Here is a 17,118-nt window from a genome sequence, read left to right as displayed (position 1 = left end):
GAGCTCAGTAGCCGTAGCGCAGACGCCGCACTTCCACTTCCAGGCGGTACATCTCACGCCGCGCCTTGCACGCCAGGCTGGGGCCTTGTTCCAGGGCCTCCTGGTAGCGGTAGATCGCCTGGATGTAGGTCTGCTCCAAATCGCGGAGCTGGCCATCGCCAATCACCCGTTTGCGCACCATCCCCTTCCAACCAAACAGCAACGCCGAGTCCCTTCGGACCCACTCTCCGGCTCTAGCAAGAGTTGAAAAAACCGGCTGCAGAGGGCTCACGCGGAATTGAGCATCAGAACTCATTGCCCAAGACCGGGGCCGGAGCAATAACAAGGCTGGTACGCGAGGTCGCGCATGTCGGTGTCACGCAATCGATCAGCCGCCCGCCACAGACTCGAGCAGCAGGTCAAAGCAGAGGCCCTGTCTTTTGTCGATGGCTTTCAACCACTGAGCCCCAGACCGTGCGACGCGGCCATGGCCCGCCCTCAGACCGTCCAGCACGGGGTGCGGCGCTGGTGGTCACAGCTGGTGCGTTGGTGGAAGGGGCTGAAGGAGCGGTTCGTGCCGGCCTGATCACCATTGAGTAGGGACCTCACTCCAGCCCTGTCGCAAGAGGTTCTGCCAGAGGCGAACAGCGTTGTAGCGGAGCATTCGGCTGTTGTGGAACGCCTGGATCTGACCGTCACTGGCCAGGTCGGCGTTGACCACTTCGCACCACTGGGCGTGGGCCGTGGGATCAATCGTGGTGATGCGAACGACCTTGCTGCCGCAGGCCGAGCGCAACCAACCTGAACCGGGCCGGCCCTGACGCTTTTGATCGCGTTTCTCCTGAGCTGCCACCACCACGACACACTCCTCTGGCCATTCAAGCGAGATCAATCCTCTAGGTGGTTACACCGATGGTGCAGGCCAAGGCGGGACGCTTGGATGCGCTCACGCAGAGACAAGACCCAAGCCCCCTGCTCTGGGGGCTTTTTTTATAGGGACGTCTGGGCTCTGGGAGCCGGGAAAGCGCCATAACGCCGACACAACTTCGCCACCAGCACCTCCCTGGGATCCTGGGAGTCCAGCTCCCCTTGGTTGATCTTGAACCGTGCGAGGTTCTCCGCGACTCCAGGAAGCGAATCGCGGACGCAGTAGGCCGTGACCGAAGGGAGCTGTTGGCGTTCACCCTTCGGCCCCTCGACGATCGGAGCGAAACGGGCAACGCGATAGAGAACGCCGTGCTCCCGCTCACTGTCCAGCAAGGCCTCGGCAGCAGCCAGTCGGGCCTGGTCCCCCTCGAGATCCTTCTGCCAGAAATCAACCGGGATGCCGTCGCGTTCGTTGAAGTCGACGTTCTTCTTGGCCCAGGCGATCTCGGCCTTGAGCGACTCCAGGTTGACCCGCTGCGCGATGCGGCGGTCCTCCAGCTGCACCGCCCCCTCCTCCACCAGGAGGCGTTGACCGGAGCTGGTCGTCACGGACACATCCTGACTGTCCTCACTGCTCTGGCAGCCCGCCAACAGCAGCGCCAACACCAGCAGCAGGCGCATGGGGCCCCATCTATCGCCTTTCTCTTGTAGCCGCTCTCATGAAGATTGAGCGGGAATCAGAACGGACGGTCGCAAACCCTCCATGCTGAGGTGATGAGCCCCATGCACTGTCCCCTCTGCATCGGCCTGGCCGTTCTCTCGATTGGCCGCGCCGCAGCCCATCTCAGTGGGCTATGGCTCATGCTCAGGGAACCGGATGCAGGCGCATGCGCACCCTCAGCTGGGCTGACTTGGACCGTGCTCTAGAGACAGCCCTGACGCGGTTTGAGTCGTCCAGGTTTTCTGGGGTCTATGGGGTCCCCCGCGGTGGACTGGTTCTCGCGGTCTGCCTGAGCCATCGCCTTGGTATTCCGCTGCTCGAACAGCCTCAGGCGGGGTGTCTTGTGGTCGACGACATCTATGAGACCGGGCAGACCGTTGAGCCCTTTCGCGAGCGCTCGGACATCACCACAGTCGTCTGGATCAGCAAGGTCCCTCCGCTGTGGTGGCAAGCCCTCGAGATCCAGCCAGGCCATGAATGGGTGCTCTTCCCCTGGGAGAACGCCGCGGCGGCCAATGCGGATGAACTGCAATACCGCGCCTCCCGCACCAATGGCTAAACCAACGCTCTATTTGGCCTCCCCCTACGGCTTCTCCAGCCACTGGAGGACCCGACTGCTGCCCGATTTTGTCGAGGCCCTGGAGCATCTTGGATTCGAGGTCTGGGAGCCGTTCTCCCGCAACGGCCAAGTGGACCTGGCTCAACCTGGCTGGGCCTGGCGGGTTGCCCAGGCCGATCTCCAGGACGTACGCGACGCCGACGCCCTCCTCGCCATCGTCAATGGAACGCCTCCAGACGAGGGGGTGATGCTTGAACTGGGCGCAGCGATTGCCCTCGGAAAACCCGTCTTCCTTTATCGCGATGACTTCCGCCGCTGCAGCGATTCAGAGGACTATCCCCTGAATCTGATGGTCTTTAGCGGCTTACCCCAACAGGGCTGGCAAAACTGGTTCTACGAATCGATCGAAGAACTTCAGGCCCCCGAGAAAGCCTTGGTGCAATGGCTCAATGTCTGGAGGTCAAGCGAGATCTAGGGACTCGCCTGAGGCTTTGGCGCGTTGGGCGGCACGCATCGCGACTTCCACAGGAACTGTTCCGTCTGAGGTGCCCTTGGCTTCGCGACTGCTGAGTTGCAGGACCATTTGACGACGCTGCTCGGGGCTGAGCTTTAAGAGGTCGGCGAGGACTTCAGGGTCAATCCGTCCCAGTCGCTCCCGATCCAGCCCATCCATCGGCACCGTCCAATACAAGTGAGGTCCTCATAAACGGAAAAGCAAAGGGAAGAACTGCTTTTTCGGCACGCGTCAGCTCACCCAAACAGAGCGCGAGAATGCAGCCCATGAACAACCACCGCCCCCTCTCGGCTCTCTTTTTGGCCCTGGTGATTGCCGTGGTGCCCCTCTCGGCGGCCCTGCTGATCCACGGTCACGCCAACTTTCAAGCGGTCTTTCACAATGCATTCGGGTGAATCCCTGGTGGATTCAGACCAGAACTGCCATTCGTCGCTAGTAACCGGATAGAGCTGGTGGCCTCAGATGTTCTTCTACGAGCTGAACGTCAATCTGCCCCACAGAATTCTGACCGTTCCTCTTCAAGCGGAGAGCCAAGAGCAGGCCTGGCATCTCAGCCGCGATCTCTTTCCGGATCACGACCTCCAGTTGGTGCCCAGACGCGGGGACTCCGATCCGGACGTCTGGGCGATTTAAACGGAGTCCGCTCAGGACTTCTCTAGACGGCGCACGATCCAGGCCATCGCACCCAGGGAGCCAGCCAGGGCCAGTAGCAACGCAATCGTCATGGGTGGAGCCAGCAGTGGCACTGATTATGTCGGCCTGGTGTTCGTCTACGGCACCCTCAAGCGAGGCGAGCGCTATCACGAAGAGCTAGGCGGGGCCATCTTTGAAGGGAGTGCAGAGCTGAGGGGACTGGAGCTCTACAACCTTGGGCCCTTTCCAATGGCAATCAGCAATGCCCAAGCCCAGACCCCAGTGAGCGGGGAGATCTACAGAGTCACCACGCAGCAACTCCAGGCACTGGATCGCTTCGAGGGGGCGCCTCGGCTCTACCAGCGCGAGCTGCGCTCGTTACTGGATGGTCGGAGAGCCTGGGTGTATCTCGGGAGTCCCCAGCAAGTGAGGTTTGTGCAAGCCATGCCCAGCGGGAGCTGGAGCGAGTCAGACCGCCACCAACAAGCATCCCGGCGGGGGCATGGCCATGGACCTGGAAACAACGGTTCAAGGTGACCGCGGCTTCTACGCTCAGGCCGGTTTCCTGCTGACCCATGGCCCTCACCCTGTTCGGCGGCGCCCGCAGCCGTGCCTCCATGCCTCGCTGGTACCTCGAGGAGAAGGGGATCCCCTACACCTGGCAACTGCTGGATATGGAAGCCGGGGAGCACCGCCAAGAACCGTTCACAGCCATTAACCCCTTCGCCAAGGTGCCGGCGTTGGTGGATGAGGATCCAGCTCTCCCCTCGGGCCGTCTGCAACTGTTTGAAAGCGGCGCGATTTTGCTCTATCTGGCGGAGCGTTTTGGGGGTGAATGCCAAACCGCAGCAGAGCGTGGCTTGGCGCAGCAGTGGGTGCTGTTTGCCAATGCGACGCTGGCCACCGCTCTCTTTGTCCCCTCCAACCGCGAGCGGGAATTCCCGCGCCTGATGGACGTGCTGGATCTCAAGCTGGCAGAGGGTCCGCTGATGGGCGACGACTGGGGAGTCGCCGACTGCGCGGTGAACGCCTACCTGGCCTACCTACCAATCTTCTTTCCGCAAATTGACCTGAGCCCCTACCCCCACGTTCAGGCGACCATCGCAGCGACTCAACAACGGCCCGCCTACCAACGGGGCATGGGTCAGCGTTGAGCCAGCACGAAACCCTGATCTGGGGCGACAGCCGATTGGAGTTGCTGCCCCAGCGTGCGGCCTGGGATCCCGAACGACGGGCCCTGCTGATCGCTGATCTGCACCTTGGGAAGGCCGAGAGTTTCCAGGTTCAGGGCATCCCCTTACCCAGTGATGGGGACCAGGGGAACCTCAATCGGCTGCTGGAGCTCAGTTCAACGCTGGGAGCCCTACAGGTGCTCGTCCTTGGTGACCTGATCCATAGCCGTCTTGGCCTGACCAGCGAACTCCAGCAAAAGCTCTCAGCTCTCCCCGAACTGATGGGCTGCGAACTGGTCCTGGTCGGCGGGAACCATGATCGCGGAGCCGTCTTCCCCTCCCTTCGGGCGCAACCCTCCTTTCAACTTGGGTCCTGGTGGCTCAGCCATGAACCGGAACGACCGCCAGCAGAGGGACTGCTGAACATCTGCGGCCATCTCCATCCCGTAGCGCTCCTGGGGCAGGGCTCCGATCGCATGCGACTGCCCTGTTTTGGCCTCGACCAGATCAATCATCGGCTGCTGCTGCCGGCCTTCGGGGATCTCACCGGAGGACATCCCGCCCCAGCCGGACTGGAGCGTTGGGTGATCGCCGAGGACCAGGTGCTGAAGCTGCCGGCCTAGTCCCAAGCTTTCCCTAGATTTCTGTTCTCTGGCTCCCTTCATCTGGACTCCGCCGCAGCGCCTCCGTCCAAACCGAAGCGCCCCCACTGGCGACGCAAGCGCTGGATCCCCATCTGGCTTCCAGCCGGGCTCTTTGCGTTTCTGGTGGCCATCGCCCCCCCTTTGCCAGAAGGCGAGCCAACCAAGACGGGATCCTCGCGCTTGATCCCGGCCGGCAGCCAGAGCGAACCCTTTCGCTATCTGCCTGACGAGGACGTCTACGCCCTCGATTTCGACCCGCGCAAAGTCCGCATTGGCCTGCTCGAAGGCTGGGACCGGGAGCAGGAGGCCTTCAGCGACCCCTCTGCACTGGCCTATGTCTCAGGGCCGATGTACGAGCGTCACGTCAACAGCCTTGGCCGGGAGATCACCGTTCCCCTCGGGGACCTGAAGTTGGGAGATCAGGTCTGGCGAGGCAGAAACCGGACCGCGGCACGCCAACGGGCGTTTGTCGGAATTCGGCATGACGGTGGGGCCGATTTTGGCTTCGGCGAACTCACGCCAGAGCGGGCGGCTCGTTACGACACCTTCATCGGCGGACTGCACAGCCTTTACAACGATCTCCTGGATCCCCCACCGGACTACCGCGGGGCCTATAGCGTCTCCATGGGGCAGCAGATCCGCTACTACCTCCCCCGCATCCGGATGGTGATCGGCCTGCGGGGCGATGGTCGGCTGGAGGTGCTGATGAGCCGAGATGGCCTCACCCTGGAGCAAACCAAAAGCCTGGCGCGCCAGCGCGGTTTTAAGGCTGCCTACCTCCCCGATCACGCCTCAAAGAGCCGCCTGATTATTCCCGGGGTCAAGGGATTCAGCGAGGCGGATGCGAACTGGATCAGTGGAGGAGCCACCAGCTTTGTCCACGTCCCCTACCTGCTGCGCCTGAGCCCCCGAGCCATACCCCTACGGGGAAATCTGCTCGCCAGCCTGACGCCCCGGCTTGGGCAACGGGATTGCAGCAACCCACTGCAGTGCAGCCAGAGCTTTGGAGCGCAGCTCGCCGATCGGGCCCTGGCCGGGTTGAACCGCCTGATGGAACAAGGCGTCGAACCAGTGGCGCGCCTGATCTGGTCGCCCGCGCCTCTGGCGCAACCCCTCGGGAATAGCAAGCGAGCACCCCTGCGGGAACCTCCGATCACGGCAGACCCCTTGGCCCTGCGCGAACTGCAGGAGAACGCCGCCAACAGCCAACTGGGCAACGAGCTCACCCCCGCGGCCCCCGACCTTCCACCGCCCTTGGTGTTGCTGGAGGGCCAGTCCCTACCGCAGGAACCGGAGTTTGTGGACGGAGATTTTGATGCTCTCTCCCCAGCCGAAGCGATGCCACCGGGGGAGATGCCGATTGGTGCACCGCCCCCGCCGCCGCTCCTCCCGCCACGGCCGCTGCCACCGATCAATGGAGCCAGCAAGCTGCCTTTGGTTCCGCCCCCGCCGCTTTAGGGGGTCAGGCCGAAGCCAGCGCCCGCACCACATCGCCGCGGGTCAGCACCCCCAGCGGACGCTTCTGCTCGTCGAGGACAAACAGCCGTTGGGTGCCTTTCTCATGCAGCAGGCGTGCCGCCTCAGGGAGCAGGGTGTCCGCGCTGCAGGTGTGGGGGTTCTGGCTCATCACTTCGCCAACGCTATTGCCCAACACCTGATGCACCTGCTTATCCCACTGCAGTGGGTTGCGCAGATAGATCACCGCATCCAGCAGCATCACGTAGGGGCCCGCATCAAAGCCGCTCTCGCGCACCATCAGGTCCTGCTCCGTCAGTTCGCCGAGCAGGGCGCCGTTGCCATCCACGACGGGCAAGCCACTGATGTGGTGGTCGCTCATCAGTTGCACCGCCTTCTGAAGTGGTGTCTCGCTGGTGACGCTGCTGACGGGCGTGGTCATCACTTCGGAGACCCGGCGTTCAACGACCATGACTGCGCTGCGGATGCCGCCATTGTGGCCGCTCCGTCAGGCGAAAGAATGAACCGCAACGCTTGGTCGGAAAGCCATGCCGCACCCACCCCTCAGCCGCCGGCTCGCTGATGGTCTGACCATCGGTCGCGCCGCCATCGGCCTGCCCTTGATCCTGGCCCTGAGCCAGGGCCACGGCTGGTTGGCCTGGTGGCTACTGCTCCTTGGGGGCCTCAGCGATGCTGCCGACGGCTGGCTAGCCCGAAGGGCAGGGGGCGGGTCAGTTTGGGGGGCACGGCTTGACCCCTTAACCGACAAGATCCTGATCTTGGCCCCGCTGCTCTGGCTCGGTGCCGCCGGCGCCCTGCCGCTCTGGGCTATCTGGCTGCTGCTGGCCCGTGAACTATTGATCTCCGGCTGGCGTGCGGGACAAGGCAGCGGTGGCCCGGCCTCCTGGGGAGGCAAGGCCAAGACAATCCTGCAGTTCGCTGCTCTGCTGCTCTTGCTCTGGCCCGGCGGCGGAGATGAGCTGCTGAACAGCCTCGGGTTCTGGCTGTTCTGGCCCTCGCTCGTGCTCGCCCTGAGCTCAGCCTGGGGCTACGTCAAAGCGCCAGCAGCTGATCGTCTGAGCTGAAGTCCGGGCTGGTCGGCATGCGCTTGGCGTAGTCATTGCTGTAGCTATCGGCGAGGGAGCGCTCGACGTCGTATTGCGGCGTCCAAGCCAGCTCGCGCTGCACCCGGTGGATGTCAGTCAGGAAGTGAGCCATGCGCAGGGGGAAGGCCTTGCGGGCCTTTTTGTCGAGACTGCCGGGATCAAAGCTGCGGATCTCGACCGAGGCCGGGTCCTTGCCGCAGGCCCGAGCGGCGGCGGCCACCAGTCCACGGAAACTGATGCCCTGGGCGCTGGAGCAGTTGTAGATCCGATTCGTCGCCGCATCGACCCCGATGCTCAGGGCCATCGCCGTCGCCAGGTCATTGACATGACCCAGCTGGGTGATGGTGCTGCCATCACCGGGTAGGGGGACGGGCCGTCCATGAACAATCCGATCGAAGAACCAGCTCTCGACGGGGTTGTAGTTGCCGGCGCCAACGATGTAAGTGGGCCGGAAGCTGGTGAAGGGGATCTTCTCTGCCGTCAGCCAGGCCTCGGTGTCGAGCTTGCCGCTGTGGCGGCTCTCGGGATCGGTCGGGGAGGTCTCCGTCAGCGGCCACAACTCGCTGTCGGCGTAGACGCCGGCGGAGCTGACGTAGACAAAGCGATGGGTCGGGGCTCCCGTCACCTCCACCACGGAGCGACTATCGGCAACGGTGCGCCCGGAGCTGTCGACGATCACATCGAATTGACGACCGGCCAGAGCCGAGAGCCCCTCAGCTGTGCTGCGGTCCCCGCGGAGGTGCTCGACACCAGCGGGGACGGGGTTCTTGCCGCGGGTGAACAGGGTCAAGGCATGACCGGCGTCCTGCAGCTGTTGCACCAGGGGACGCCCAACGAAGCGGGTCCCGCCCATCACCAGGATCTTCATCGCAGCCGTCTGACGTTCCACCCATTCAAAACGCTGGGCACTCGACTGAAGGCAGCAGCAGACTGAGGGTTCTCACGGGCAGGTGCCATGGGGCGATTCAGCGAGGTCCTGCGTTCCCTCAACAACCTCAAACTGCTGGCGGCCGTAGGCCGCAGCGGCGGTGAACTGAGCAACATCGCCGATCTGGTGGACAACTTCCTCGGAAGCCCCCAGATGGACGACTGCATCCGCCGCTTCCGCGAACTCCCCGGTGGGGCCGCGCTGATGGATGGACGCTTCCCGCCCCTGCAACCGCCCATCGATCGACTGGAAAAGCTCCCTTCCGGAACCCTCGGGCGTGAGTACGCCCGCCTGATCCTCAAGCTGGGCTATGACCCGGAGTTCTTCCGTCCCCGGCCGATCGAAAGCGACGGGCAGTGGCTGACCCAGCGCATTGCCACCACCCACGACGTCCATCACGTCATCAGCGGCTTCGGCACCGAACGGGCCGGTGAGACCGGCGTCTTGGCCATCACCGCCGCGCAGATCGGCTTTCCTGCCTACGTCCTGCTCACCAGCGCCAGCCAACTGGCGAACTTCCGCCTGAAACTCGAGGAGTTCGAGAGCATCAGCCGCGCCACCGCCCACGGCTATGCCATCGCGCGCCAGGCCCACTGCCTGGCCATCGCCCGCTGGGAAGAGGGCTGGGAGAAGCCAATCAGCCAATGGCGCCAAGAGCTGGGGATCGTGGATCCGGCTGATGGCGAGCCCTACGGACTAGCCCAGCAGCTCTCTGAGCCATGAAGTGGCCCCAGCAGTGGACCGCCCAGTCGCCCGTCCTGGGTCTCAGCCGTGGCTATCGCCACTTCCGCGTCCTGGGGGAGAGAGGCAAAGGGAAAGACCGACGGCTGGAGCTTGAGGCTGTGCTGGAGCGGAGCGTCCGCCTGGTCGTTCCACTGCAGCAATTGCGGGATCGCAGCCTCTGGCAGCCTGGCTGGCAGTCTTTGAGCCGACCGGCCTCCATGCAGATCATCCCCGCCATCGACCTGCTGGATGGCCATTGCGTTCGGCTGCATCAGGGTGATTACGGCCAGGTCACACGCTTCAACGATGACCCGGTGGCCCAAGCACTCGACTGGCAACGGCAGGGGGCAGAGCGCCTGCACCTGGTGGATCTCGATGGCGCCAAGACCGGTCAACCGGTGAATGACCAGGCAGTCAAAGCAATCACCTCGGCCCTTTCCATCCCGGTGCAACTGGGCGGTGGGGTCCGCAGCGCCGAACGGGCTGAGGAACTGCTGCAATGCGGTCTCGATCGCGTGATCCTCGGCACCGTCGCCATCGAGAAGCCCGAGCTCGTGAAGGAGCTCGCCGGCCGTCACCCGGGCAAGGTCGTCGTGGGAATCGACGCTAAGGATGGACTGGTGGCCACCCGCGGTTGGGTGGAAACCAGCACCGTTCAAGCCACGGAACTGGCCAAAAGCTTTGAGGGCAGCGGCGTTGCCGCGATCATCAGCACTGACATCGCCACCGATGGCACCCTGGCCGGTCCCAACATCGAAGCCCTGCGCGCCATGGCGGAGGCCAGCAGTATTCCGGTGATCGCCTCCGGTGGCATTGGCACCCTCGAGGACATCCTCTCGTTGCTCTCCATTGCACCGCTTGGGGTCAGCGGTGTGATCGTCGGGAGAGCCCTCTATGACGGCGCGGTCGATCTAGCGGAAGCACTCCAGGCCATAGGACCTGAGCGCCTCCAGGACGCACTCAATCCGCCTACGGGTTCTATAACGGTGTAAGAGACCTATCTGGGTCGTGGCTGCTTCTCCAGCACCCAACAACGCACAAACAAGCGGGACCCACGGGGTGGATCACGCTTATTTGCGCTGCAAAGACCTGGGGATGCGGCTTTCGCGCCAGCGGCGGATGGTCCTTGAACTGCTCTGGGATGAGCGGGATCACCTCAGCGCCCGCGACATCTTCGAGCGCTTGAATGCCAAGGGCCGCAACATCGGCCACACCTCGGTCTACCAAAACCTCGAGGCGCTGCAGAGCGCAGGGGTGATCGAATGCCTTGATCGCGCCAACGGTCGCCTCTACGGCTACCGCAGCGATCCCCACAGCCACATCACTTGTCTGGACTCAGGCTCGATTCAGGACCTGGATGTGGAACTACCAGCCGATCTGCTGGATCGCATTGAAGAGCAAACCGGATATCGCATCGAGAGCTACACCCTCAATCTCAGCGGTCGCCGGCGTTAATCCAGCCAAAGCCTTGAGCAGGACTGGAAACTCCTCCAATCCCCGTTAACTTGAACCGCAATAAGGCTCAACGCTGATCCGTGCCTGAGGCGAAGGACGCCCCACCAATCCTGATCCTTGCTGAGCCCCTGATACAGGCTGGGCTGGAGCGGTTGCTGGAGGATTCCTTCCAGCTGAAGACGGCTGCCTCGCCGGAGACCGGGCGCGTCGCGCTGGTGGTCTGGAGCGTCAGCGCTGGAATGCCCGCTGCCACGTTGGAGCGGGAATTGATGCAGCTGCGGGAACGCTGGCAACCGGCACCGCTGCTGCTGCTCCTGCCTGCGGAGACCAATCTTCCGAGCAGCTGGCTGTTGCAGCTAGAGGCCGATGGTCTGCTGCAACAAGCGGCCCCCCAGGAGATCCGCTCTGCCATCGAGACCCTGCTCGCAGGCGGTCGGGTGGTGGAACTCCGACCACTCCATGGCGTTCAGATCCCCCACGAGAACCGCGAAGTCCTTGGACTTGGACAGTGGCTTCTACAGAGTGGACTGGCCCAGATCGAGGCGGAAGCGCTCCGCTGTCAGCGCTGGCTTGACCTCCAGCCCGTTGGCCTGAACGCCCTACTGCTCGCTGGGCGACTACGGGAACTGAGCCTTGCCAAGCGGTTACTGCTTTGGCTCTGGGGGCCCGTCAGCATGGCCTTCCCAGCCGAAGCCCCACTCCAGCGCCCTGAGCCCCAGGCCGTTGTGGGAATCACCCTGAGGGAGCGCACAGCGATCGGTGTCTGGAACGCGATCCAGGAGCGGCTGATCGCGGCCGCCTCAGCGGGTCTCAGCAATCAGAGCGGGCAGCTCATGGCCCTGGAGGGGCTGAACCCTGACCACCGCCGTGACCTATTGCTGGCCCTGCTGGCCCAGTTCGATCTGCTGATCACCCGCTTCCGCCATGAGCAGCTGCGCGGTGAGGCCCTTGAAAGCCGTTGGCTCGGTCAGCAACCGGAGCTGCGACGTCTGTCCCTTCGCTCCATGGCGGGTGAATACGTTCAGCTCCCCCTGGAGGGTGGGCTGCTGCCCGTTGCCAAGAGCCTGAGCGAAGCCAGTGACCTGTCCGCCGTGGATCCAGAGCTCCCCAGCGCCCTGCCAATGCTCGCGGCCCTGATCACCGCCCAGCCGATCCTGGTGGATGGTCGCCTGCTAGCCCCGGATGAGCCGCAGGCCCTGCTCCATCTCGAGGCCCTGATCAGCAACTGGCTGATCCGCAGCGCTGAACTGATCAGCGCAGAAATCCTGGCCAGCTGCAGTGCCTGGCCCGACCTACGCCGCTACCTCCTGCGCAGTGATCTGCTCCCCACCCGCAACCTGGAGCGACTGCGCAACCAGCTCAATTCACAACAGCGCTGGGATGCCCTCTTTGAGCGGCCCGTGCAGCTCTACGAAAGCCGTCGCCTGCTCTATGGCCTCCAACAGGGGGCGATCGTTCCCATCGAGCAGATGGAACCCCGTGATCAGGAGCTGCAACAGCTCAGCTGGGGCCAGCAACTGATCACCCTGGTGCTGGAAGGCCGTGATGCCCTTGCCCCGCAGGTGCAGTCGCTGTTCAAACGTCTCGGGGACCTGCTGGTGGTCGTGCTCACCCAGGTGATTGGCCGGGCCATTGGTCTGGTCGGTCGCGGCATCCTGCAGGGCATGGGACGCAGCGTCGGCCGCGGCTGAAGGCCACAATGGCCTGAGCTTTCCCTGCATTGATGCCCCGCACCTTGGCCCGGCTGCTGAAGCCCCTCGCAGCGCTGGCCCTCGGCTTGGTTCTGGTGCTTGGACTTGCCGCACCAACCCAGGCCGCCCGGGACACCAACAGCTACGACGGCAACATCTATGCGCTCTATGCCGGCAACGGCTCCCTCGTGCCGCCGCGAACAACGCTCTCGCAGGCCCTCGATGAGCACCGGGCGATCGTGCTGGGCTTCTTCCTCGATGACAGCGCCGCGAGCAAGCAATACGCCGTGGTCTTTAACGAACTGCAGCGCCTTTGGGGGCGCAGTGCCGAGCTGATCCTGCTGCAAACCGACCCGCTGCAAAACCGCGAGACCCACGGCCCGAGCGATCCCGCCAGCTATTGGAGCGGTGTGATCCCCCAAGTGGTGGTGATCAACAACGACGGCAAGGTTGTCCTGGATGAGAGCGGCCCGGTGAGCATCGATGCCATTAACGAGGCCCTGAGCCAAGTCACCGGCCTGCGCCCGCAGGGTGATGTGAAGCTCAGCCTCAACCGCGAGGTGAACGAACTCAACAGCGAAATCGTCGCCGCCCCATGAGTCAGCGCCAAGAGACCGACAGCCTGGGGGCCATTGCGGTACCCGCCGAGCATTACTGGGGGGCCCAGACCCAGCGCTCGATTGGCAACTTCCCCTTTGGCCAGCGGATGCCCCTGGCGATCGTTCATGCCTTCGGCCAACTGAAGGCCGCCTGCGCGGAAGCCAACCGGGATCTCGGCAAACTCGATGCGGGCCTCTGCGGCGCGATCGTGACCGCTGCCGAGCAGGTCGCTGCGGGTGAGCTGGATCAGGAGTTCCCGCTGAAGGTCTGGCAGACCGGATCGGGCACCCAGAGCAACATGAACGCCAACGAGGTGATCGCCAACAAGGCGATCGAGGCCCTCGGCGGTGAGCTGGGCAGCAAGAGCCCGGTGCACCCCAACGACCACGTCAACCTCAGTCAATCCAGCAACGACACCTTCCCGGCGGCCATGCACATCGCCGTGGTGATTGAGCTGGAACAACGGCTGCTCCCCGCCGTCGAAAGCCTGGCCGCCGCGCTGCAGGCCAAGGCCACGGCCTATGCCGATCTGGTGAAGATCGGCCGCACCCACCTGCAGGATGCCGTTCCCCTGAGCTTGGGCCAGGAGTTCAGCGGCTATGTGGCCCAGCTTCAACTGGCGATCGAGGCCATCCGCCAGAGCCTGCCGCGGGTGCGGGAACTGGCCATTGGCGGCACCGCCGTCGGCACGGGCCTGAATGCCCCGAAGGGCTTTGGAGAAGCCGTCGCCACGCGACTGAGTGAGCGGCTGGGCACCGGCTTCAGCAGCGCCCCAAACAAGTTCCAGGCCCTGGCGAGCCATGAGGCGCTGGCCACAGCCCATGGCGCCCTGACGGTGCTGGCGGGTTCGCTGATGAAGATCGCCAATGACATCCGTTGGCTCGGCAGCGGCCCCCGCTGCGGCCTTGGGGAGTTGGTCCTGCCGGAGAACGAGCCGGGCTCTTCGATCATGCCGGGCAAGGTGAACCCCACCCAGTGCGAGAGCCTGACGATGGTCGCGGCCCAGGTGATGGGCAACAACACCGCCGTTCAGATCGGCGCGAGCCAGGGCAACTTCGAGCTGAACGTCTTCAAGCCGCTCATCGCCCACAACGTGCTGGAGAGCATCGAGCTGCTGGCCGGCGGCTGCAGCAGCTTCCGCGAGCACTGCATCGAGGGTCTCAAGGCCAACGAGACGCGGATCGAGCGGCTGCTGAACCAGAGCCTGATGCTGGTCACCGCCCTGACCCCAGCCATCGGCTACGACCGCGCCAGCGGCATCGCCAAACATGCCCACAAGCATGGCTTGAGCCTCAAGGAAGCCGCCCTAGTGCTCGGCGAGATCAGCGCCGAAGAGTTCGACCAATGGGTGCGCCCGGAGGCGATGGTTTAGGCGGCTAGAGCAGGTTCGCCGCCAGCTCTGCCAGTTCGCTGCGCTCACCCCGGATCAAGGTGATGTGGCCCGCCAGTGGCTGGCCCTTGAAGCGCTCCACCAGCCAGGTCAGACCGTTGCTCTCGGCATCCACGTAGGGGTTGTCGATCTGATAGGGGTCGCCCGTGAAAACGATCTTGGTGCCCTCGCCCACCCGGGTCACGATCGTCTTGACCTCGTGGGGGGTGAGGTTCTGGGCCTCATCCACCACCATGAATTGCCGCGGGATTGAGCGACCGCGGATGTAGCTGATCGCCTCGACCTCCAGCAGACCCATCCCCTTGAGGTCGGTCCAGTTGCTGCGGGGGGCGCGGTTGGTCCCGGCACGGTTCGCAGGCCCCGACGAGCCTTTCGCGCCCGAGCGCCCCTCTTCCTCAGGGCTATTGCCGAGCAGGAAATCAAGGTTGTCGATGATCGGCTGCATCCAGGGGCCCATCTTTTCCTCGAGGCTTCCCGGCAAAAAGCCGATCTCTTTGCCCAACGAGATCACCGGCCGGGTCACCAGTAGCCGCTCATAGAGCTGCTCATCAGCCACCTGATGCAAGCCGGCCGCCAGGGCCAGCAGGGTTTTACCCGTGCCGGCCTTACCCACCAGGGTCAGCAATTGAACAGACGGGTCCAGCAGCAGATCCAGGGCAAAGGTCTGCTCGCGGTTGCGGGCTGAGATCTTCCCCAGTCGGGCGCGCGTGCTGCGCTGCAGCGGCACCAACAGTTGGCGCTGGGCATCAAACCGTGCCAAGAGCGTGTGGTTGGGCTGGGCCTGATCCACCAGGGTCACCCCCTCATTGGCTTGCAGCGCTGCTCCCTCCGCCGAGGGCAGCTCGCTTAGCGCCAGCCCCCCCTCGGTCTTGAGGGTGTCCATCGCCGTGGCACTGGCGGACAACTCACAGACCCCGGGATAGAGGTCCGCAATGTCGACCTTGTCAGTGGTGTAGTCCTGGGCAATCAGACCAACAGCATCGGCCTTGATCCGCAGGTTGGTGTCCTTGGTGACCAGCACCACCGGCGGTTGATCGGCAATCAAGCCGGAGCGAAGCTGCTCGAGCGCCACCGCCAGGATGTTGTTGTCACCGCTGCCGCCCTTCAGCTCTGGCGGCAACTGCGCCAGGGTCTCGCTGCGGCAGAACACCACCTGCAGGGTGCCGCCACTGCTGTCATCGATCGGCACCCCGTCAGCAAGGTTGCCCTTCTCGCGCAGGGCATCGAGCAGGCGCGAGATCTGACGCGCATTGCGGCCCTTCTCGGAGGGGTCCTTCTTGAAGCGATCGATCTCCTCGACCACCTCGATCGGGATCACCACCGCGTTGTCTTCAAAGCAGGTGAGGGCCTCAGGGTCATGCAGCAACACATTCGTATCGAGAACGAAGGTCTTGCGCATCGGAGTTCACCACCGCGTTGCCGAAACGCTAAGCGGGTTTTTCGGCTGCACCACCTACGCTCCCGCAGAACGCAAAGCTCTGCCGTTGGCCGCCCTGTTTGCCGTTGTCTTAATCGCCTCCCTGGTCTTTGGCCTGGCGCTGCTCTGGCTGGAGCTGCGCCATCGCCTCCGGCCGGCCTCTCCCCTGCGGTTGAGCAGCAGCGGCTGGAAGGTGCAGCGCACGAGCGGCAACCAGTGGCACGTCAAAGGAACGATCAGCATCCGCAACCCCCATCGACGGATGGAGGTCTTCGTTCCTGAGATCGATCTGAAACCCACTCTGCTGGGCCGCTCGGACCTCTCAGGCGTCAACGTGCGCTGCAGCCTCACCCCGCAGCACCCCGATGAGGACGCGCGCGCCGATGGCTATTGGTTTGCCTACATCGTCAAAGGGCGCAAGACCACCCAAGCCGAAGCGCTGATCACGCTCGAGGCCGCCGACGGGAGCGACCTGCGCCATCTGCTGGACACCCTCTGGCTGGAGATCCTCTGGATCAACTACGGCCCCTTCGGTCGTCTGCAGCAACGCGATGGGGTGCTGATTCCTCTGCGCCGGCCGGCTCCAGCTCAGGTCTCCACCGCCAACTGGCGCCAAGGCGATCGCTGCAGCGTGTTGCCGATTCGCACCCATCTCCTCGGAACCCTCGACGATCCAGCCGAGGTGCTTCGCCACTACGCCGGTGCCGTACTGCAACCCGGTGACGTCCTAACCATTGGTGAGACACCCCTGGCGGTGATGCAGGGCCGCTACAACCACCCGGCCAACCTGCAGCCCTCCAGCCTGGCCCGGCTGCTCTGCCGGGTGTTCCACCCCACCAGCTCCCTGGCGACCGCCTGCGGCCTGCAGACCCTGATCGACAACGTCGGCCCCGCCCGGGTGCTTTGCGCCTGGCTCGCCGGCACCGCCCTCAAACTCGTGGGCTCCAAGGGCTGGTTCTACCGGCTGGCCGGAGAACAGGCCCGCCTGATCGACGACGTGACGGGCACCACCCCGCCCTACGACCAGACGATTGTTTTGGGCCCAGTGCAAAGCAGCGAGGTCTGCCGCCAGTTGGCAACTGAGTTGGGAGTCTCCGTCGCGGTCGTCGATGTCAATGATCTCGGCCGGGTCAAGGTGCTGGCCTCCAGCCCCGGCTGCGACGAAGCCCTCCTGGAGCGCGCCCTCAAGCCCAACCCCGCCGGCAACGCCAACGAGCGCACCCCACTGGTGCTCGTTCGCCCGAACTAGCGATCGCCCATAACA

At 64.1% G+C, this 17,118-nt stretch carries 24 protein-coding genes and 1 pseudogene; 18 read left to right on the top strand and 7 right to left on the bottom strand.

Annotated features, from left to right (window positions below; all coding sequences use genetic code 11):
- Nucleotides 1-4 precede the first annotated feature (4 nt).
- Entirely contained in the window at nucleotides 5-202 is a 198-nt protein-coding gene (locus tag ACLM42_RS04325; RefSeq protein WP_247911129.1) for a hypothetical protein, read from the bottom strand.
- 150 nt (nucleotides 203-352) lie between these two features.
- Here ACLM42_RS04325 and ACLM42_RS04320 point away from each other — a divergent pair, with 150 nt between their 5' ends.
- On the top strand, nucleotides 353-565 hold the full coding sequence (locus ACLM42_RS04320; RefSeq protein WP_415399858.1) for a hypothetical protein: 213 nt from the start codon (nucleotides 353-355) through the stop codon (nucleotides 563-565).
- Here the strand turns inward: ACLM42_RS04320 and ACLM42_RS04315 are convergent, their stop codons facing one another.
- Both ACLM42_RS04315 and ACLM42_RS04310 read right to left on the bottom strand, forming a co-directional pair.
- On the bottom strand, nucleotides 566-871 hold the full coding sequence (locus ACLM42_RS04315; protein WP_415399857.1) for a hypothetical protein: 306 nt from the start codon (nucleotides 869-871) through the stop codon (nucleotides 566-568).
- A 98-nt stretch (nucleotides 872-969) separates the two neighbouring features.
- Nucleotides 970-1,527, bottom strand: coding sequence for a hypothetical protein (locus ACLM42_RS04310; protein ID WP_415399856.1), 558 nt, complete (start codon nucleotides 1,525-1,527; stop codon nucleotides 970-972).
- Between the two features lie 206 nt (nucleotides 1,528-1,733).
- Here ACLM42_RS04310 and ACLM42_RS04305 point away from each other — a divergent pair, with 206 nt between their 5' ends.
- Together ACLM42_RS04305 and ACLM42_RS04300 are read left to right on the top strand one after the other, a co-directional pair.
- Nucleotides 1,734-2,126, top strand: coding sequence for a phosphoribosyltransferase (locus tag ACLM42_RS04305; protein WP_415399855.1), 393 nt, complete (start codon nucleotides 1,734-1,736; stop codon nucleotides 2,124-2,126).
- The gene (locus ACLM42_RS04300; protein WP_415399854.1) at nucleotides 2,119-2,601 is read left to right on the top strand and encodes a nucleoside 2-deoxyribosyltransferase; all 483 of its coding nucleotides are present in this window, start codon (nucleotides 2,119-2,121) and stop codon (nucleotides 2,599-2,601) included. Before ACLM42_RS04305 ends, ACLM42_RS04300 begins: the two co-directional genes overlap by 8 nt.
- Here ACLM42_RS04300 and ACLM42_RS04295 read toward each other — a convergent pair.
- Nucleotides 2,587-2,817 (bottom strand): hypothetical protein, encoded by a 231-nt coding sequence (locus tag ACLM42_RS04295; protein WP_247911134.1) that lies wholly within the window; start codon nucleotides 2,815-2,817, stop codon nucleotides 2,587-2,589. The genes ACLM42_RS04300 and ACLM42_RS04295 overlap by 15 nt on opposite strands.
- Nucleotides 2,818-2,906: 89 nt before the next feature.
- Between ACLM42_RS04295 and ACLM42_RS04290 the strand changes: the two genes are divergently transcribed.
- The 6 genes from ACLM42_RS04290 (at nucleotide 2,907) to ACLM42_RS04265 (ending at nucleotide 6,547) form a co-directional block, all read left to right on the top strand.
- Nucleotides 2,907-3,035: a hypothetical protein gene (locus ACLM42_RS04290; protein ID WP_415399853.1), complete on the top strand. Its 129-nt coding sequence runs from the start codon at nucleotides 2,907-2,909 to the stop codon at nucleotides 3,033-3,035.
- A gap of 67 nt (nucleotides 3,036-3,102) precedes the next feature.
- Entirely contained in the window at nucleotides 3,103-3,273 is a 171-nt protein-coding gene (locus ACLM42_RS04285) for a hypothetical protein (protein WP_247911135.1), read from the top strand.
- Nucleotides 3,274-3,363: 90 nt separating this feature from the next.
- Nucleotides 3,364-3,810, top strand: coding sequence for a gamma-glutamylcyclotransferase family protein (locus ACLM42_RS04280; RefSeq protein WP_415399852.1), 447 nt, complete (start codon nucleotides 3,364-3,366; stop codon nucleotides 3,808-3,810).
- Between the two features lie 38 nt (nucleotides 3,811-3,848).
- Nucleotides 3,849-4,427: a glutathione S-transferase family protein gene (locus ACLM42_RS04275; RefSeq protein WP_415399851.1), complete on the top strand. Its 579-nt coding sequence runs from the start codon at nucleotides 3,849-3,851 to the stop codon at nucleotides 4,425-4,427.
- On the top strand, nucleotides 4,424-5,068 hold the full coding sequence (pdeM, locus tag ACLM42_RS04270) for a ligase-associated DNA damage response endonuclease PdeM (RefSeq protein ID WP_415399850.1): 645 nt from the start codon (nucleotides 4,424-4,426) through the stop codon (nucleotides 5,066-5,068). Before ACLM42_RS04275 ends, pdeM begins: the two co-directional genes overlap by 4 nt.
- A 144-nt stretch (nucleotides 5,069-5,212) precedes the next feature.
- Complete coding sequence (locus tag ACLM42_RS04265) at nucleotides 5,213-6,547, top strand: hypothetical protein (protein ID WP_415399849.1); 1,335 nt, start codon at nucleotides 5,213-5,215, stop codon at nucleotides 6,545-6,547.
- 4 nt (nucleotides 6,548-6,551) lie between these two features.
- On the opposite strand, the gene ACLM42_RS04260 is transcribed toward ACLM42_RS04265, so the two are convergent.
- Nucleotides 6,552-7,016: a CBS domain-containing protein gene (locus ACLM42_RS04260; protein WP_247911139.1), complete on the bottom strand. Its 465-nt coding sequence runs from the start codon at nucleotides 7,014-7,016 to the stop codon at nucleotides 6,552-6,554.
- Between the two features lie 76 nt (nucleotides 7,017-7,092).
- On the opposite strand from ACLM42_RS04260, the gene ACLM42_RS04255 reads away from it, so the two are divergent.
- Nucleotides 7,093-7,629 carry a CDP-alcohol phosphatidyltransferase family protein gene (locus ACLM42_RS04255; protein ID WP_415399848.1) on the top strand — a complete coding sequence of 179 codons (537 nt, stop codon included), beginning with the start codon at nucleotides 7,093-7,095 and terminating at the stop codon, nucleotides 7,627-7,629.
- Here the strand turns inward: ACLM42_RS04255 and ACLM42_RS04250 are convergent.
- The gene (locus tag ACLM42_RS04250; protein ID WP_247911141.1) at nucleotides 7,598-8,518 is read right to left on the bottom strand and encodes an NAD-dependent epimerase/dehydratase family protein; all 921 of its coding nucleotides are present in this window, start codon (nucleotides 8,516-8,518) and stop codon (nucleotides 7,598-7,600) included. The genes ACLM42_RS04255 and ACLM42_RS04250 overlap by 32 nt on opposite strands.
- Before the next feature lie 87 nt (nucleotides 8,519-8,605).
- Between ACLM42_RS04250 and ACLM42_RS04245 the strand changes: the two genes are divergently transcribed.
- The 7 genes and pseudogenes from ACLM42_RS04245 to fumC all read left to right on the top strand — a co-directional run bounded on the left by ACLM42_RS04245 (nucleotide 8,606) and on the right by fumC (nucleotide 14,419).
- On the top strand, nucleotides 8,606-9,301 hold the full coding sequence (locus tag ACLM42_RS04245) for a Coq4 family protein (protein ID WP_247911142.1): 696 nt from the start codon (nucleotides 8,606-8,608) through the stop codon (nucleotides 9,299-9,301).
- A pseudogene (locus tag ACLM42_RS04240) lies at nucleotides 9,298-9,438 on the top strand (TIGR02450 family Trp-rich protein); the annotation flags it as partial. The gene ACLM42_RS04245 and the pseudogene ACLM42_RS04240, both read left to right, overlap by 4 nt.
- 81 nt (nucleotides 9,439-9,519) lie before the next feature.
- On the top strand, nucleotides 9,520-10,293 hold the full coding sequence (hisA, locus tag ACLM42_RS04235; protein WP_247911925.1) for a 1-(5-phosphoribosyl)-5-[(5-phosphoribosylamino)methylideneamino]imidazole-4-carboxamide isomerase: 774 nt from the start codon (nucleotides 9,520-9,522) through the stop codon (nucleotides 10,291-10,293).
- Between the two features lie 103 nt (nucleotides 10,294-10,396).
- Nucleotides 10,397-10,756, top strand: a complete 360-nt coding sequence (locus ACLM42_RS04230; RefSeq protein ID WP_415399847.1) for a Fur family transcriptional regulator — start codon at nucleotides 10,397-10,399, stop codon at nucleotides 10,754-10,756.
- Nucleotides 10,757-10,836: 80 nt separating this feature from the next.
- The gene (locus ACLM42_RS04225) at nucleotides 10,837-12,447 is read left to right on the top strand and encodes a DUF3685 domain-containing protein (RefSeq protein ID WP_415399846.1); all 1,611 of its coding nucleotides are present in this window, start codon (nucleotides 10,837-10,839) and stop codon (nucleotides 12,445-12,447) included.
- Between the two features lie 32 nt (nucleotides 12,448-12,479).
- Nucleotides 12,480-13,046 carry a thylakoid membrane photosystem I accumulation factor gene (locus ACLM42_RS04220; protein ID WP_415399845.1) on the top strand — a complete coding sequence of 189 codons (567 nt, stop codon included), beginning with the start codon at nucleotides 12,480-12,482 and terminating at the stop codon, nucleotides 13,044-13,046.
- Nucleotides 13,043-14,419: a class II fumarate hydratase gene (gene fumC, locus ACLM42_RS04215; RefSeq protein WP_415399844.1), complete on the top strand. Its 1,377-nt coding sequence runs from the start codon at nucleotides 13,043-13,045 to the stop codon at nucleotides 14,417-14,419. The genes ACLM42_RS04220 and fumC overlap by 4 nt, the downstream gene beginning before the upstream one ends.
- Before the next feature lie 4 nt (nucleotides 14,420-14,423).
- On the opposite strand, the gene ACLM42_RS04210 is transcribed toward fumC, so the two are convergent.
- Entirely contained in the window at nucleotides 14,424-15,836 is a 1,413-nt protein-coding gene (locus ACLM42_RS04210) for a PhoH family protein (protein WP_415399843.1), read from the bottom strand.
- Between the two features lie 85 nt (nucleotides 15,837-15,921).
- Here ACLM42_RS04210 and ACLM42_RS04205 point away from each other — a divergent pair, with 85 nt between their 5' ends.
- Nucleotides 15,922-17,103: a F420-0:Gamma-glutamyl ligase gene (locus ACLM42_RS04205; RefSeq protein ID WP_247911147.1), complete on the top strand. Its 1,182-nt coding sequence runs from the start codon at nucleotides 15,922-15,924 to the stop codon at nucleotides 17,101-17,103.
- The last annotated feature ends 15 nt before the right edge of the window (nucleotides 17,104-17,118 follow it).

Source organism: Synechococcus sp. W4D4 (assembly GCF_047716805.1).
Taxonomy (GTDB): Bacteria; Cyanobacteriota; Cyanobacteriia; order PCC-6307; family Cyanobiaceae; genus Vulcanococcus.
This window is presented reverse-complemented; position numbering and strand designations above follow the sequence as displayed.

Excerpts from the sequence above, each read along its gene's own strand:
- ACLM42_RS04310 (WP_415399856.1), bottom strand. The coding sequence starts at position 1,527 with ATGCGCCTGCTGCTGGTGTTGGCGCTGCTGTTGGCGGGCTGCCAGAGC.
- ACLM42_RS04305 (WP_415399855.1), top strand. The coding sequence starts at position 1,734 with ATGCGCACCCTCAGCTGGGCTGACTTGGACCGTGCTCTAGAGACAGCC.
- ACLM42_RS04300 (WP_415399854.1), top strand. The coding sequence starts at position 2,119 with ATGGCTAAACCAACGCTCTATTTGGCCTCCCCCTACGGCTTCTCCAGC.
- ACLM42_RS04290 (WP_415399853.1), top strand. The coding sequence starts at position 2,907 with ATGAACAACCACCGCCCCCTCTCGGCTCTCTTTTTGGCCCTGGTGATT.
- ACLM42_RS04285 (WP_247911135.1), top strand. The coding sequence starts at position 3,103 with ATGTTCTTCTACGAGCTGAACGTCAATCTGCCCCACAGAATTCTGACC.
- ACLM42_RS04280 (WP_415399852.1), top strand. The coding sequence starts at position 3,364 with ATGGGTGGAGCCAGCAGTGGCACTGATTATGTCGGCCTGGTGTTCGTC.
- ACLM42_RS04275 (WP_415399851.1), top strand. The coding sequence starts at position 3,849 with ATGGCCCTCACCCTGTTCGGCGGCGCCCGCAGCCGTGCCTCCATGCCT.
- ACLM42_RS04260 (WP_247911139.1), bottom strand. The coding sequence starts at position 7,016 with ATGGTCGTTGAACGCCGGGTCTCCGAAGTGATGACCACGCCCGTCAGC.
- ACLM42_RS04255 (WP_415399848.1), top strand. The coding sequence starts at position 7,093 with ATGCCGCACCCACCCCTCAGCCGCCGGCTCGCTGATGGTCTGACCATC.
- ACLM42_RS04250 (WP_247911141.1), bottom strand. The coding sequence starts at position 8,518 with ATGAAGATCCTGGTGATGGGCGGGACCCGCTTCGTTGGGCGTCCCCTG.
- ACLM42_RS04245 (WP_247911142.1), top strand. The coding sequence starts at position 8,606 with ATGGGGCGATTCAGCGAGGTCCTGCGTTCCCTCAACAACCTCAAACTG.
- hisA (WP_247911925.1), top strand. The coding sequence starts at position 9,520 with ATGCAGATCATCCCCGCCATCGACCTGCTGGATGGCCATTGCGTTCGG.
- ACLM42_RS04230 (WP_415399847.1), top strand. The coding sequence starts at position 10,397 with ATGCGGCTTTCGCGCCAGCGGCGGATGGTCCTTGAACTGCTCTGGGAT.
- ACLM42_RS04220 (WP_415399845.1), top strand. The coding sequence starts at position 12,480 with ATGCCCCGCACCTTGGCCCGGCTGCTGAAGCCCCTCGCAGCGCTGGCC.
- fumC (WP_415399844.1), top strand. The coding sequence starts at position 13,043 with ATGAGTCAGCGCCAAGAGACCGACAGCCTGGGGGCCATTGCGGTACCC.
- ACLM42_RS04210 (WP_415399843.1), bottom strand. The coding sequence starts at position 15,836 with ATGCGCAAGACCTTCGTTCTCGATACGAATGTGTTGCTGCATGACCCT.